Annotated in this window: 12 protein-coding genes; 6 read left to right on the forward strand and 6 right to left on the reverse strand. The window is 62.8% G+C overall.

The annotated features are described in order from the left end of the window. Positions 1-65 precede the first annotated feature (65 nt). On the reverse strand, positions 66-1142 hold the full coding sequence (locus E8E78_RS08300) for an ABC transporter substrate-binding protein (protein ID WP_016500493.1): 1077 nt from the start codon (positions 1140-1142) through the stop codon (positions 66-68). Between the two features lie 213 nt (positions 1143-1355). Here E8E78_RS08300 and E8E78_RS08305 point away from each other — a divergent pair, with 213 nt between their 5' ends. Both E8E78_RS08305 and E8E78_RS08310 read left to right on the forward strand, forming a co-directional pair. After that, the gene (locus tag E8E78_RS08305; protein ID WP_016500494.1) at positions 1356-3008 is read left to right on the forward strand and encodes a nitrite/sulfite reductase; all 1653 of its coding nucleotides are present in this window, start codon (positions 1356-1358) and stop codon (positions 3006-3008) included. Further along, positions 2992-3486, forward strand: a complete 495-nt coding sequence (locus E8E78_RS08310) for a DUF934 domain-containing protein (RefSeq protein WP_016485947.1) — start codon at positions 2992-2994, stop codon at positions 3484-3486. The genes E8E78_RS08305 and E8E78_RS08310 overlap by 17 nt, the downstream gene beginning before the upstream one ends. A gap of 46 nt (positions 3487-3532) precedes the next feature. Here E8E78_RS08310 and E8E78_RS08315 read toward each other — a convergent pair whose 3' ends face one another. Continuing rightward, positions 3533-7567, reverse strand: a complete 4035-nt coding sequence (locus E8E78_RS08315) for an NEL-type E3 ubiquitin ligase domain-containing protein (RefSeq protein ID WP_280314058.1) — start codon at positions 7565-7567, stop codon at positions 3533-3535. Positions 7568-7771: 204 nt separating this feature from the next. Here E8E78_RS08315 and dkgB point away from each other — a divergent pair, with 204 nt between their 5' ends. Then, entirely contained in the window at positions 7772-8575 is an 804-nt protein-coding gene (gene dkgB / locus E8E78_RS08320; protein WP_016500496.1) for a 2,5-didehydrogluconate reductase DkgB, read from the forward strand. Between the two features lie 184 nt (positions 8576-8759). Further along, positions 8760-9224, forward strand: coding sequence for a nuclear transport factor 2 family protein (locus E8E78_RS08325; RefSeq protein ID WP_049274937.1), 465 nt, complete (start codon positions 8760-8762; stop codon positions 9222-9224). Here E8E78_RS08325 and E8E78_RS08330 read toward each other — a convergent pair whose 3' ends face one another. Both E8E78_RS08330 and E8E78_RS08335 read right to left on the reverse strand, forming a co-directional pair. Then, positions 9225-10580, reverse strand: a complete 1356-nt coding sequence (locus E8E78_RS08330; protein WP_049274938.1) for an ATP-binding protein — start codon at positions 10578-10580, stop codon at positions 9225-9227. It lies immediately after the preceding gene. Next, positions 10577-11287 (reverse strand): response regulator, encoded by a 711-nt coding sequence (locus E8E78_RS08335; protein WP_041167791.1) that lies wholly within the window; start codon positions 11285-11287, stop codon positions 10577-10579. Before E8E78_RS08335 ends, E8E78_RS08330 begins: the two co-directional genes overlap by 4 nt. 167 nt (positions 11288-11454) lie before the next feature. Between E8E78_RS08335 and E8E78_RS08340 the strand changes: the two genes are divergently transcribed. Next, on the forward strand, positions 11455-12237 hold the full coding sequence (locus E8E78_RS08340) for a VacJ family lipoprotein (protein ID WP_049274939.1): 783 nt from the start codon (positions 11455-11457) through the stop codon (positions 12235-12237). After that, the gene (locus E8E78_RS08345) at positions 12230-12460 is read left to right on the forward strand and encodes a hypothetical protein (protein WP_049274940.1); all 231 of its coding nucleotides are present in this window, start codon (positions 12230-12232) and stop codon (positions 12458-12460) included. Before E8E78_RS08340 ends, E8E78_RS08345 begins: the two co-directional genes overlap by 8 nt. Positions 12461-12544: 84 nt before the next feature. On the opposite strand, the gene E8E78_RS08350 is transcribed toward E8E78_RS08345, so the two are convergent. Both E8E78_RS08350 and E8E78_RS08355 read right to left on the reverse strand, forming a co-directional pair. After that, positions 12545-13507 (reverse strand): aliphatic sulfonate ABC transporter substrate-binding protein, encoded by a 963-nt coding sequence (locus E8E78_RS08350; protein ID WP_049274941.1) that lies wholly within the window; start codon positions 13505-13507, stop codon positions 12545-12547. 14 nt (positions 13508-13521) lie between these two features. Continuing rightward, complete coding sequence (locus E8E78_RS08355; protein WP_049274942.1) at positions 13522-14484, reverse strand: ABC transporter substrate-binding protein; 963 nt, start codon at positions 14482-14484, stop codon at positions 13522-13524. Positions 14485-14584: the final 100 nt, after the last annotated feature.

The following is a 14584-nucleotide window of genomic DNA, read 5'->3' on the forward strand; positions in this document are numbered from 1 at the left end:
TTATGGGAATGCACTTCACAACCAGCAGTTAAGACGAGCAATGCCCTTCCCTCAAGCAAGGTCTTTCAATAGTCGACCGGTGACGTCAGAAACGGGTACTGGTAGCTGGCCGGCCGCCCTTCGGCGCTGTAATGCAGAAAGTCGACGCCATAGTCGGGCCGTTCCAGCAGTTTCAGCCAACGCCTGGCCTTGGCCTCGTCGATTGCCTGCAGTACCGGGGCACTGTGCACGCGCTGGCCGTCGCGGTTCAGCGCGACACCCTGGGCATCGTCGTGCAACATCACCATGGCCCAACCGCCAAGGGTGAAGTGCCCACCCATCAACGCGCTCAAGCGCCCGTCGATGCGCGCACGCAAGGCCTCGGGCGAACTGTTGACGGCGCCGAACAGCACGTCACGCCCCGGTGTGCGCCCGGCCTCCTCGAACGCCTGCATGGCGCCAAAGGCCATCTCGTCATTGGCCGACCACACCAGGCGAGTGGCCGGGTATCGCTCCAGCAATTGCTGCGCCTGCTCGTAGGCGCGCTCGCGGCTCCAGCCGCCGTATACCACCTGGCGCAGGCGGACCTGAGGGAAGTCGGCCAGGGCGCGGCGCATGCCCTCCTCGCGCAGCTGCGAAGCCGGTGTGGTCTTGAGCCCGGCAAAGGCCACCAGGTCCACCGGGCCTGCGTCACGAGGCAGTTGGGCAACCATCAGGTGCAGCATCTGGAAGCCCGCTTGCTCGTCGTTGCTCATCAAGGTACCCAAGGGCTCGGCATACTTGTCGGGCTGGGTCTCGATGCTGCGGGCCTGGCCGGGGGTCAGGCCATTGTTGACCAGCAACAGCTTGACCCCGGTGCCACGCGATAACCGCAGAATTTCGGGTGCCACGTACTGCTCGTTGACCAGCACAAGGTAATCCGGCCGATGCGCCCCACCCAGGATCGCCCTGGCCTGGGTCAGCGCCAGGTCGGCGCGGCGCTCGCTGTACTCCACGCGCAGGGACATGCCCAGTTCGTCCGCAGCGGCCTGCATGAAGCGGGTGTAGCTGGTCCAGAACGTCTCGGTGGACAGCCCCGGATTGAGAAACACCACCGAGGCCGGCTGCGCATTTGCCGCCAGTGGCAGGGCAAGACACAAGCTTTGGCACAGGGCCTTGAGCATGGGGTCACATCTCTGCGAAGCAAACCCCGGATTATAAACGCCTGGCTACCGCCAGCGCACAAATGGCAGTCAGTCTCACATAGTTCATTTGGTTCTTTTCATATGCAAAAACATCACTTTAGCGCATAACCGCAACCTGATATCGTTCCCCGGCTCCGTACCGGAGTGCGCGGCCGTGCGCGCGAATAGCTGCATGCCTGAGACAGGACTTTTATGTACGTATACGACGAGTACGATCAGCGGATCATCGAGGACCGCGTCAAGCAGTTCCGTGATCAGACCCGCCGCTACCTGGCCGGTGAGCTGAGCGAAGAAGAATTCCGCCCTCTGCGCCTGCAGAACGGCCTATACATCCAACGTTTCGCGCCAATGCTGCGTGTCGCCGTGCCGTACGGCCAGCTGAGCGCCCGCCAGGTCCGCACCCTGGCGAAGATCGCTCGCGACTACGACAAGGGCTACGCGCACATTTCCACCCGCCAGAACGTGCAGTACAACTGGCCGGCACTGGAAGACATTCCGGACATTCTCGCCGAACTGGCCACCGTGCAGATGCATGCGATCCAGACCAGCGGCAACTGCCTGCGCAACACCACCACCGACCAGTTCGCCGGTGTGGCCGCAGACGAAATCATCGACCCGCGCCCGTGGTGTGAAATCGTCCGCCAGTGGACCACCTTCCACCCGGAATTCGCCTACCTGCCGCGCAAGTTCAAGATTGCCATCAACGGCTCGCAGGAAGACCGCGCTGCCATTGAAGTGCACGACATCGGCCTGGAGCCGGTGCGCAACGCTGCTGGCGAGCTGGGCTTCCGTGTACTGGTCGGCGGCGGCCTGGGCCGTACCCCGGTGGTCGGCTCGTTCATCAACGAGTTCCTGCCGTGGCAGGACCTGATCAGCTACCTGGACGCCATCCTGCGCGTGTACAACCGTTACGGTCGCCGTGACAACAAGTACAAGGCGCGGATCAAGATCCTGGTCAAGGCACTGACGCCTGAAGTGTTCGCCGAGAAGGTCGAGGCCGAAATGGTCCACCTGCGCGGCGGCAACACCACGCTGACCGAAGACGAAGTACTGCGCGTATCGCGCCATTTCGTCGACCCGGAGTACCTGGCCCTCGAAAACGTCGACTACGCCGCCCAGGACGCCGAAAACCCAGGCTTTGCCCGTTGGCGCTCGCGTAACACCCGGGCCCACAAGCGCCCTGGCTACGTCGCTGTAACCCTGTCGCTTAAGCCTACCGGCGTTGCCCCGGGCGACCTGACCGACAAGCAGCTGGACGCCGTGGCCGACCTGGCCGAGCGCTACAGTTTCGGCTTCCTGCGTACTTCGCACGAGCAGAACATCATCCTCGCCGACGTCGAGCAGCGTCAGCTGCACGCGCTTTGGCTGGAACTGCGCGAAGGTGGCTTCGCCACCCCGAACATCGGCCTGCTGACCGACATCATCTGCTGCCCGGGCGGTGACTATTGCTCGCTGGCAAACGCCAAGTCGATCCCGATCGCCGAGTCCATCCAGCGCCGTTTCGACGACCTGGACTACCTGTTCGACATCGGCGAGATCGACCTGAACATCTCTGGCTGCATGAACGCCTGCGGCCACCACCACGTGGGCCACATCGGCATCCTCGGCGTGGACAAGAAGGGTGAGGAGTTCTACCAGGTATCGCTGGGCGGCAATGCCGCTCGCGGCGCGAGCCTGGGCAAGATCCTCGGCCCGTCCTTTGCCCAGGATGCCATGGCCGATGTGATCGAGAAGCTGATCGCCGTGTACGTCGAGCAACGTACCGAGGAAGAGCGTTTCATCGACACCTACCAGCGTATCGGCATCGACCCCTTCAAGGAACGCGTCTATGCAGCGAATCATTAAGAACAACCAGATCGTCGACGAAACCTGGCACCTGCTGCCCAAGGAAACCTCGTTCGACGAGCTGACCAACTGCGACGACTACATCGTGCCGCTGCAGCTGTGGCGTGACCATGCCCACGTGCTCAAGGCCCGCGACGGCGGCCTGGGCGTGTGGCTGGACAGCGACGAAGAAGCGGAAGAAATCGGCGAAGACGTGCAGTACTTCCAGGTCATCGCACTGAACTTCCCGGCCTTCACCGACGGGCGCAGCTACTCCAATGCGCGCCTGCTGCGTGACCGCTACAAGTTCAAGGGCGAGCTGCGCGCCATCGGCGACGTACTGCGCGACCAGCTGTTCTTCATGGCCCGTTGCGGTTTCGATGCATTCGCCATCCGTGCCGACAAGGACCCGGAAGACGCGCTGCAAAGCCTGAAGGACTTCTCGGTGACCTACCAGGCCGCGACAGACGAACCGCTGCCGCTGTTCCGCCGCCGCTGATCGTCCCGCTCCAGCGAACAGCCCGCCCCTCGGCGGGCTGTTTCGTTTAAAGGCCGTGGCGCTGCATTGCCTCGCGGCTCAACGCCAGCAGAAGCTGGTGTCGCACGGCCTCCCGCTCAGCGCAGATTTGCTCGATTTGCGCGAGATAGTCGCCGTCACTCAGTGTTTTCCATTGCATGAACAACGTATCCAAGCGCTGCTGGAAAGGCACCTCCATCTGGCTGAAGCGTGCCGCCTGGTGTTCGTGCAGGTAGGCCTGCCAGAAGGTTCGATCTGCCAGAGCCTGCGCTAAGGAGTGTGGTGTTTCCTCTCGCAGGACCTCGTTGCGTGCAGCGTCCAGCTCGTCAGAGCCTACCCCGCTAAAACTCTGGTACATCAGTTTTTCAGGCTGCGCGGGGAGATCGAGGCTATTCGCAAGCTTCACGCGATAGGTCAAATACACCTCGACGGGATCGACAGAATGCTGCTCAGCAATATGCCGGGCCGCAATTGCGTTGACTTTGTCCAGGCGGGCTAAAGAACGGCCCAGCTTCACCAGGGCGCACTCCTTGTGCAACCCATCGCCAGCTGTTCCAGCCCTGGCGACCATCGCGCCAATCTCCAGTTCGCTGAGCGTAAGCAGCAACTCGTCACTGCAACTGCGCGGCCGGCTAACTTGCTCTAACAGGCTAGCACGCACTTCAGCGTGCTGCTCGCAGGCATCAAGGATGTGCCACACCCGCAACTGAAAATCGCGGGGCTGTTCGTGGTATTCACGCAGGCCCTGCAAGTCTGAAATGAACCGGAACAGATCACTCGCACCGTCCTCCCGGTACAAGCGGGCCCATAGCGCCAGTCGCGCCTCGCGCTGCGCCGTGGAAAACCCCGACAGCCAAGGTGATGCAGCGCTCGGGCCCGATGATGGGTGGGGTGCAAGCCGACGTGCAGGTAACCCGGCGGACGCTCTGGCCAATTGCAGGCGCTGCAAGGTCTGATCCGAGAGTGGATTGTCGTGCAGCTCCAGGCCCTGCAACAAGCGAAGCGGCAGCGCAGACAGTGCCTCAGGCAGCGTGGGGATCTGATTGTCACGCATGTCCAGCAATTCCAGGTTGCCGTGCCTGGCCAGATCAACGGGCAATTCGCCCAGCCCGGTGTTGCGCAAGGACAACCGGCGCATCAGCGGGAACGATGCCAATGGCGGGAGCAAACCTACCGGGTTACCGTTCAGCTCGAGGCGGCGTAGCCCCTCGAGCTGGCTGAGGCGCAGGTTGTCGTCGCGGGTAAGTACGATCTGGTTGTCAGCAAGGCGCAGGTTTCTCAATTCGCCCAGTTGCTCGATGCCTGCCGGAAGCCGGGTCAGCTGATTGCCCCGCAAATCCAGGTTACGCACGTTGCTGAAGCGAACCAGAAAACCCGCCTCGACGCTCGTCACCCGCATATCGCGCAATGTGAGGTGTGTGATGTGGTCGAAAGACACATGCTCAGGCAACGCCGGCAGATTGCCCACCCGCTCACCCACGATGCTCAGGTGGTAATCACCCGCTACATCACCCAGCGTCGCGCGCTGCCAGCTCATCATGATGCGCCTGGCAACCTTGATCCGGCGCCAGCGGCGAACCAGGTTCAGCCCTGGCTCACTCCGCCAGGCGTACAGTGCCTGCTTGAGGCTGGCCTTGGCGTGTAACAGTTGGCTGACATGGCTCCACGGCTCTAAACCCCGCCGAGCCAGGTCTTGCAGGTACGACTGCAACTCTTCACCGGTCATCAGCGGGAACACATGATTCAAAGTGCGCCGCAGCGCCTGGCGGGTCCCCGACAGGTGGCCACTGAGCGGGTAGCCCAAGCGCCCATCGAACAACCGCAAAGGCGGGCGAACGCCTTGCCCCACCGGGGCCAGCCCAATCATTCGGGCCGCCACCTCCCGGTCGGCAAGGGCATCGCCCAGCCCGCCCTGCGCGAGCTTTTCAGTATCAGCATTTACCGCAGCAGGCTGACGCAACCCTGCCAAGGCACGATCAATCCGGCTGTCACGTACGGCCCAACGTGCTCGCTCCGCCAAGGTAAGCGGCACCCGCCCCGCATCATCCAGGCGCTCGAGCTCGACACTGTTGGCGTGCTCGACAATTTCTCGTGCGCAGCGACGGGAAAGGCCAGGGAAGTCGCGCATCAGCACCTGGTCCGCAGCGTTCGGGTTGACCTGCCGCTCGTTGAATATTGCCTCGAATGCCTCACCCCGCAGAGTCGGAAACTCATTGTGCAGGTGCCAGCGCTCGATGGCATCGAGCAAACGCGCCGGTGGTGCTGCGCTCTCCAGAACCAACCGGCGCAGCTGGTCCGCGCCGTAACCTGTAACCTGCACGCCAAAGGCAGCCGCCTCGTCGGAAACAGCCGCTGTGCGGCTGGCAAGCCGGTGAACCATGTAGGCGGCGTCCTGCCAGCGCTGCGGTTGCTCGAACTCATGCACCCATCCCCCGGCACCATTGTGCTCGAGTGCTGGTAAATAGGCCCCCGGCCTGGACGGGTGATGAATGCGCCATACTCCATCGTCGCCTTCACTTACCTCATACACGGCATCGTGCAGGCGCCTCAGCGAACGGCCATTTTCATTGATGGCCTGCCCTGGCGGCAGGTCGATGCCCGGTAGCTGATAGCCTGGCAAAGCCGGATCACACAGACGCAACTGGCCATCCGCCAGGCTTACCGGCACCAGCGCATCCACGCGTGCGACGCGCTGCGCGAGCTTGCCGAGACCCACCGCCCCTGCAGCCGTCAACGCCCCTGTAGCCACCGTCTCCGCCACGTTGAACAGGTGGCCCAAGGCAGCGTTGCGATCACCTAGCTGCCAGTCTTCGTACCCTTCGTAGACTTCGCCCGCCAACTGCGCGACCGTGAGCCCGAGCATGGCCTGGCCCAACCCGGGCACAAACAGCGCTGCCAGGCCTGCCACGCTCAGCCCCAAGTCAAGATAGCCTTGCAGACGGGCCTGGCGGTCGGCGATATCCTCATCCTCCGTTGATACCGCCAGTACCCGTGCATCATCCAGCATCTTGTCGAGCAGCGCTTTGCGCAGCGCGGTGAACACGTCGCCTTCGACCGCAAAGCAGCGGCCATCCAGCTCGAGCGGTAACACAGTATTGCCCTGCCTCAGCAGCGCGTTCAGGGCCGTGTAGAAAGCGACGCGATCCCGCTCTGCGACAAAACGCTGAAAGAACTGGCGATACGCTTCGTCACGCATGCGTACACCCAGCGTCAGGTACAGCAGTTCCCAGTTGGCATGCCAGCTCACTGCGGCGTACCGGTCCTCAGGCAACCATGCGATAACGCCAACCAGGCGGGCGTTCTGACGCACTTCGATCGCCAGTGCGCCAATGATCTTCTTGCCCAGCAGCCTCAGGGTGTGGCACCTCACAACGGTGTCCTCGGCAGGCCCAGATGCGGCTTCGACAACGTGGCGGATACGCTGATACGTCAACTCGTCAATTTCACCCTTGACCCTGGCTACAACCGCGTCAAGCCCCAGCCTGGCGCTCAATGCCTCGTCCATGATGGCCTCGACCTGCACCCCGGCCATGCTTTCGGTTTGCAGCTGCGATTGCAGATGGCGCTGATAATGTCGACCGATATCGAGGCTGCGACAGAGCTGGGCGAATACCTCAACGCTCATTGGCAGCCTTTTTCCACTGGCATTGACCAGCTGTGACCCTGTGGCGAACCAGCCCGGTCGAGTTTCATTTTCGTGGAAGTTGTGCAGTGCCGCCGAAAGCAGCGACTGGGTACTTTCGATCCGCGTCGAGGAAGCCGGCAAAGCAGGCGATATCGGCGGATTTGCCCGCAGGGTCACCCATCTGACCCGGGCCAGGCGTAGGTCTACCTGTGTGATGGAGCGCGCCGCGAGCGCAGTTTTGAGCAGCGGCTCGGCGAACTCGTCCAGAGGCTTGAGGGCCTGCAACCTGGCGTGGAGTTGCTCCTGCGCCCGCTGCTGACGCAATGAAGCTGCGCGCAACAGTGTCAAGTGTTCGACGCGAGCGCGCTTTACCCAACCAGGCAGATTATTGGCAATCAGCGCATCGATGGAATCGGCAGGTATCACAGGAGGGGTCATGGGCAGTGTGTCCGCTTGATAAAAGCGTTAGCTGACCCAAGGTCTCATCCCGTTCTGGCGTTACTTATGTAATGAAGGCCAGGGTGAAACGCGATTCTTGCCCGCTGGTCAAAGGACTTTGACGCAGCAGCCGGTTATTCGTTGCCCTGCGAACCTGCACACTGGCTGCCACAGGATCCAACCCTATTTCCCAGGAGTAAGCCCATGAGCGTTCCTTCCTTCGGCCTCGGCACCTTCCGACTCACTGGCCAGACCGTCATCGACTCGGTCAAATCGGCCCTTGAGCTGGGCTATCGGGCCGTCGACACCGCACAGATCTACAAGAATGAAGCGGAAGTCGGCCAAGCCATCGCTGAAAGCGGCGTACCGCGCAGCGAGCTTTTCATTACCACCAAGATCTGGGTCGACAACTACGCGGCGGACAAGCTGGTGCCAAGCCTGCGCGAAAGCCTGAAGAAACTGCGTACCGACTACGTCGACCTGCTGCTGATCCACTGGCCAGCCCCAGGCAACGGCGTCGAGTTGCCGGAATACATGACCGCACTGGCCGAAGCGAAGAAGCTGGGCCTGACCCGACAGATTGGTGTGTCCAATTTCAACATCGCACTGACTCGCCAGGCCATCGAAATCGTTGGCAAGGGCGAAATTGCCACCAACCAGATCGAACTCAGCCCGTACCTGCAGAACAGCAAGCTGGCCGCGTTTCTCAAGGAGCAAGGCGTCACCGTCACCTCGTACATGACCCTGGCCTATGGCAAGGTCCTGAAAGACCCGGTGCTGGCCGACATCGCGGCCAAGCACAAGGCCACCGTCGCCCAGGTTGCCCTGGCCTGGGCCCTGCAGCTGGGCTACGCGGTAATACCGTCTTCGACCAAGCGCGAAAACCTGGCCAGCAACCTGCTTGCCCGCGACCTGAAGCTGGACACCGACGACATGGCACGCATCGCCACGCTGGAACGCAATGGCCGCGAGGTCAGCCCTGACGGCCTGGCGCCTGCCTGGGACTGATGGAGGGTTGGGTGGCCGCAGCCAGTACTGTCTGACTGCGACCACCTGTAGCCGCGGCTGCACTACGCGTGAAATCATGCATTGTTCCACGCACTGCAATTATGAAGTGCCTGGCGCATCCGTTCTCTTGATCGGGCATCGGCGGTTAATCTGCTACACGTAAACCGACCTGAGGAGTACCGCGATGTCCCGCCCACCCCTGCCGCCCTTTACCCGCGAAAGCGCCATCGAAAAGGTCCGCCTGGCCGAAGATGGCTGGAACGGCCGCAACCCGGCCAAAGTTGCACTCGCCTATACCCCTGATACGGTTTGGCGTAACCGCGCCGAGTTCCCCCGTGGGCGTGCCGAGGTCGAGGCATTCCTGACCCGTAAATGGAACCATGAACTGGAATACCGCCTGATCAAGGAGCTATGGGCTTTCACCGGCAATCGCATTGCCGTGCGCTATGCCTACGAGTACCACGACGACAGCGGCCAGTGGTTTCGTGCCTATGGCAACGAAAACTGGGAGTTTGCCGAAGATGGGCTGATGCAGAACCGGCATTCGAGCATCAACGAACACCCCATCAGCGAAGCCGAACGCAAGTTCCACTGGCCGCTGGGTCGCCGCCCGGATGACCACCCCGGGCTCAGCGAACTGGGCCTCTGATCAACCCAGCGGCAGCTCTACCCTGGCTTGCAAACCGCCACCGGGGCGGTTGCTCAGGGTCAGGCTGCCGCCTTGCTCCAGCACGATGGCCCGTGCTGCGGGCAGGCCCAGCCCCACACCACCCGTGTCCCGATTACGCGAACCTTCGATACGGTAAAACGGCACAAATACCTGCTCCTGCAGGGCCGGCGCGATGCCCGGGCCGCGGTCTTGCACGGTTATCTCGATCTGCCTGGCACTTACCGCCAACACCACCGATGGCTCGCGGCCGTATTTGGCAGCATTGTCGATCAAGTTGACCAACACCCGCTTGATACCCACCGGCCGCCCTGTATACACACAACGGCGCGGCCCGCTGAGGCCGACCTCGACACCCGCATCCTTGAAATCGTCCACCACCGTGAGCAGCAACTCGCCCAGGTCGAACACGGTCGTCTGCTCCAGCCGCGCATCATCACGGAAAAACGCCAACGCGGCGTCGACCATCGCCTGCATCTCATCCACGTCCTTGAACAACTTGGCCTGTAGCTGGGCATCGTCGATGAACTCGGCACGCAAGCGCATGCGCGTCAGCGGTGCACGCAAGTCGTGGGAGATTGCCGCCAGCATCTGGGTACGGTCGTTCAGGTAATGCTTGAGCTGGGCCTGGGTGGCATTGAACGCAAGAATGGCCTGGCGCAGGTCGTGCGGGCCAACCACCGGAATCGGCGGGGCGTTGAAGTCCTTGCCAAAACCCCGCACCCCCTGGGCAAAGCGCTCCAACGGCTTGGCCAGATAGCGTGTGGCCGACAGTGCGACAGCCAGGCTGGAAACCAGCATCAATACCAGGACGATCAGGTTGCGCGGCAGCTCGTCCAGGCCCCAGCTACGGTCTGTGGCTCGAAACAGCACCCACGACTTGTCGGCCAGCTCGATCATCAAGGCATAGCCACGTTCAGAGGTGTATTCCGGCATGTCGGACGGCTCGAACGCCTCGACCCTGGCATCCGGGCGCTTGAGCAGTGCACGCAGGATAGGCGTGCCCTCGCGGAACTCGGCATCGACCAACGCCGGCACACCCGCCTCGTCATGGCGTCGCAACCATCGCACGGAATAGGAGCCGTCACCTGCCGCAATGGCAATATTGGCACGCTGCGCCATCGGCGCGGCATCGAGGATGCGGGTCACCGCTGCAACCTTCTCGATCACCCCGCTCTCCAGCAGCGGTGGTTGCGCCCACACACTCAGCAGCAGGCTGAACAGCCCCTTGAGCAGCAGCAGGAACAGCATCGCTGTCAGCGTGGTCAACGCAATCCATCGGGCAATGGTGATTCTGGGCTGCGGCAGGGCCTGGCGAACCCGGGCAACCAGGCTCATCGCTTCGCGACCGTGGGGGTGAACAGGTAACCGGCGTTGCGCAGTGTACGGATCAGGGGCTCACGCCCATTGTCGGTTTCAAGCTTGCGGCGCAGCCGGCTTACTTGCACGTCAATGCTGCGGTCATAAGCGTCGTAGGCATCACCACGGGCCATGTCCAGCAATTGCTGGCGGCTGAGCACCCGACGCGGGTGTTCGGCAAACACCAGCAGCAGTTCGAATTCGCCATTGGACAAGGGGATCATGACGTTGTCCGGCGAGCGCAATTCGCGCCGCACCACGTCCAGCTGCCAGCCGGCAAACTCAAGGCTGCTACTGGCGTGGCCCGCCGTGCCCCCTGCCTTTTCGCCGGCCCGACGCAAGACTGCCCTCACCCGCGCCAGCAGTTCACGGGCAGCAAACGGCTTGGTCACGTAGTCGTCAGCCCCCAGTTCCAGGCCCACAACCCGGTCGCTCAACTCGCCCATGGCGGTGAGCATGATCACCGCCACCTTGTGTTCGGCCAGCAGCCGCTGGCACAACACCAGGCCGCTGTCGCCGGGCAACATCACATCGAGGATGACCAGGTCCGGCACCCGCCGATCAAGCGCCTGCCACAGCCCCTGGCCATCCTGGGCCACGTCCACTTCGTAACCATGCTGGCGAAGAAACTTCTGCAGCAGGTCAAGCACCTCGACATCATCGTCGACTATCAGCAAATGGCTCACGAAAACGCACCACAGACAAGGTAAACAAGCCGTACTTTAAGGCCATGCCCCTGTGGTAGTCATATATTTCAACCCGGAAACAAAGTGTCAGTGCCGAGACGATCCGGACATTACCGGGCAACGAACATTGCGCAGCATCGCCGCCAGTTCTTGCCAGGAATGTGCCTATGTCCCGTTCATCATCCAATTCCCGTACGGCGCGCTCTGCTGCGCTGGTGTTATCGCTGCTCGCGGCCGGAGCCTGCAGCCAACGCGCTCACGCCAGCAGCGCCTGCGGCAACCTCGCCTATCAGGTCAGTGACCCGCTGGAGCCGGCCAACCGCGCCGTATTCGCCTTCAACCGCACGCTCGACGACTACCTGCTGGCGCCTGTCGCCCGGGGCTATGGCATGCTCCCCGGCTTAGCCCGGCAAGCCGTGCACAACTTTGCCAACAACTTTGGCGAGCCCAAGGTGTTCGTCAATGACCTGCTGCAGGGTAATGGCGAACGGGCGATGACCAGCCTCACACGCTTCATCTTCAACACCACCCTGGGTGTGGCGGGCGTGGTCGATGTGGCGGGCAAAATGGGCTTGAGCCAGCACAGGTCAGACTTCGGCCAGACCTTCGGGGTTTGGGGCATCGCCAATGGCCCCACCGTCGAACTGCCGCTGTTGGGTACGCACAACCTGCGCGACGCAACGGGCAGCGTGTTGAGCCTGGCGGTGGACCCGTTCGGCGACAATAGCGATACGGTCGACACCCTCAGTACCGTGGCCACTGCCGGGCATGTGGTGGACAGCCGCGCCGCCGCGCTACCGTTGACGGCCTGGCTGCAAACCTGGCCCGATTATTACCTGGCGCTGCGCGACTACACCGCGCAGCAACGCAACAACCTCGTAGCAGAAGGCAAGGCAGGCAAGCCCGGAACGTGGCAAGCCAATTGCTCGCAGGTAACCGGCCATGAATGATGCTCAAGCGGCCATGCTGCTGTTCCGGCGCCTGGAAGGCGCCGCCCGGCAACCGTTGTTGGTGCACGAACTGGAGGCTCGGGTGTCCGCCGACGGTCGCAACCTGGTCCTCAGCCGCTACCGCGAACGCTACACCGCCGAAGGCAAACCGTACCGGCACGAGGCTCACCGCAGCGTGCCGATCGCTGCATTGCTGCGCTGGATGGCCAGGCACGAGCGATGAATCTGAAGCGAGCCGGGTATTGATCTTTGATCGCGATCAACTGTAGGAGCGGGTCTACCCGCGAAGAGGCCGGCTCAGGCAGCCTTAGTCAGCAGCCCTGGGCTCGAATACAGTCACCGCTCGCGCATCCACCGGTTTGGGCAGCAACCCTTCGCGGTAGAAGGCATCGGCAATGCGTTGTTGTTCACCAAGGTTGTCCAACTGCACCGGCTGCACGTCATAGCTGCGTCGGCCATTGGCCTGCTGCACCGTGGCGCTGTCCAGGTTGCCCCAGAGCGGCCCCAGCACCCGGGCAGCCGCTGCGGGGTTGGCTTTGGTCCAGGCACCGATTTCGCGCAGCGCCTGGTACACCTGCTGCAGCACTTCAGGGTGCGCCTTGGCGTAATCGCTGCCGGCCAGGTAGTAACGCTGGTAGCTCGCCAACTCGCTGCCATCAGCCAGAACGCGCGCGTTCTGCTGGCGCTGGGCGCTCGCCACGTAGGGGTCCCAGGTGACCCAGGCATCGACCTTGCCATTCTCGAACGCCGCCCGGCCGTCGGCCGGGATCAGGTACGCCGGGGTGATGTCCTTGAAGCTGAGGCCGGCCTTGGCCAGGGCCTGGATCAACAGGTAATGGCTACCCGCCGCCTTGGTCACCGCCACCCGCTTGCCCTTGAGGTCGGCCAGGGTCTTGAGCGGCGAGCTGGCTGGCACCAGGATGGCCTGGGCCGTGGGCGATGGCGCCTCACGAGCAAAATAGGTGAGCTTGGCACCGGCCGCCTGGGTGAACACCGGTACGGTATCGGCCACGTCCGCCGACAGGTCGACATTGCCCAGGTTCAGCGCCTCCAGCAGTGGCAGGCCGCTGGGGAACTCGTGCCAGCTGACGCGAATGCCTTCGGCCTGCAGGCGCTGCTCCAGCGTGCCACGGGCTTTGAGCAGGGTCAGCAGGGTGGAGGATTTCTGGTAACCGATGCGCAGGGTCTGCTCGGCGTTGGCAAGCGACGGCAGCAGGCCACCGAGCAACAGGCCCAGGGCCAGGTGACGCAGGTGTTTACGGTGCAGCATGGGGTGTCTCCAGGTCAATGTTGGGCCAGCGAGCCAGTGGCGGGCACGGTAAAGCCCGTGGCGAAGGTCGGGGCAACGTCCAGGCGTTGGTTCATCAGGCCGTGGGCGTGGTAGAAGTCGGCGGTTTCCTGCTGTTCGCCGATGGTCTTCGCGTCGATGGCCTGCCAACGCAACTGGCGGCGCTCGAACTGCAGGCGGGCAGCGTCCTGCGGGAAGCCGATGATCGCGGCCAGGGTTTGCGAATAGCTGTCCAGGTGCTGGTACGCCCAGACTTGGGCGCCGGCCAGGCGGGCCAGGTAATCTTGCAATGCGGCCTTGCGCGCCGGGTCATCCAGCGCCTTGTCGGTGGCCGCCAGGAAACTGTTGCCACTGGACAGCCCGCGGCCATTGACCAGCACCTTGCCCTGGCCGCTCAGCTCTGCCAGCGCGGTGTAGGGTTCCCAGGTCGACCAGGCGTCCACCGAGCCATTGGCCAGTGCGATCTTGGCGTCGACAGGGCCGAGAAAGCGGAACTCCACGTCTTTTTCGCTGAGCCCAACCTGATCCAGCGCCTTCAGCGCCAGGTGATGGCCGATGGAGCCACGGCCAGTGGCGATACGCTTGCCCTTGAGGTCGGCCGCGCTGTGCAGCGCAGCATCAGGGCGCACCAGTAGCGCCGTGCCATACGGGTCTGACTTGTCCACGGCAATGGCCTTGACCGGCGCACCGGAGGCCAGCACGAAGAGCAATGGCGCATCACCGATGATGCCGGCATCGATCGCGCCGGCATTCAGTGCCTCGGCCAACGGCGCGGCAGCGGGGAATTCTGCCCAGCGGATGTCGTAAGGCAGGTCGCGCAGGGCATCGGCGGCCTCCAGCTGGGCGCGCATATTGCCTTTCTGGTCACCGATGCGCAGGGTCAGGCGGTCACTGGCAAATGTCTGTGTGGCCAGCAGTGTGGCAGCGGCGAGCAGCAGCAGGCGAGATCGAATGGACATCCGCAGTTCCTTGCAGGTTGAAAGAACTGCGAATGTAGCGGGCCGCATCAAATAAATAAAAGTGATTAAAATAATAAGCTAATATGCAAAAAATATCGAT

The organism is Pseudomonas sp. BN505 (genome assembly GCF_029873175.1).
Classification (GTDB): Bacteria; Pseudomonadota; Gammaproteobacteria; order Pseudomonadales; family Pseudomonadaceae; genus Aquipseudomonas; species Aquipseudomonas putida.

Excerpts from the sequence above, each read along its gene's own strand:
- E8E78_RS08300 (WP_016500493.1), bottom strand. The coding sequence starts at position 1,142 with ATGCTCAAGGCCCTGTGCCAAAGCTTGTGTCTTGCCCTGCCACTGGCG.
- E8E78_RS08305 (WP_016500494.1), top strand. The coding sequence starts at position 1,356 with ATGTACGTATACGACGAGTACGATCAGCGGATCATCGAGGACCGCGTC.
- E8E78_RS08310 (WP_016485947.1), top strand. The coding sequence starts at position 2,992 with ATGCAGCGAATCATTAAGAACAACCAGATCGTCGACGAAACCTGGCAC.
- E8E78_RS08315 (WP_280314058.1), bottom strand. The coding sequence starts at position 7,567 with ATGACCCCTCCTGTGATACCTGCCGATTCCATCGATGCGCTGATTGCC.
- dkgB (WP_016500496.1), top strand. The coding sequence starts at position 7,772 with ATGAGCGTTCCTTCCTTCGGCCTCGGCACCTTCCGACTCACTGGCCAG.
- E8E78_RS08325 (WP_049274937.1), top strand. The coding sequence starts at position 8,760 with ATGTCCCGCCCACCCCTGCCGCCCTTTACCCGCGAAAGCGCCATCGAA.
- E8E78_RS08330 (WP_049274938.1), bottom strand. The coding sequence starts at position 10,580 with ATGAGCCTGGTTGCCCGGGTTCGCCAGGCCCTGCCGCAGCCCAGAATC.
- E8E78_RS08340 (WP_049274939.1), top strand. The coding sequence starts at position 11,455 with ATGTCCCGTTCATCATCCAATTCCCGTACGGCGCGCTCTGCTGCGCTG.
- E8E78_RS08345 (WP_049274940.1), top strand. The coding sequence starts at position 12,230 with ATGAATGATGCTCAAGCGGCCATGCTGCTGTTCCGGCGCCTGGAAGGC.
- E8E78_RS08350 (WP_049274941.1), bottom strand. The coding sequence starts at position 13,507 with ATGCTGCACCGTAAACACCTGCGTCACCTGGCCCTGGGCCTGTTGCTC.
- E8E78_RS08355 (WP_049274942.1), bottom strand. The coding sequence starts at position 14,484 with ATGTCCATTCGATCTCGCCTGCTGCTGCTCGCCGCTGCCACACTGCTG.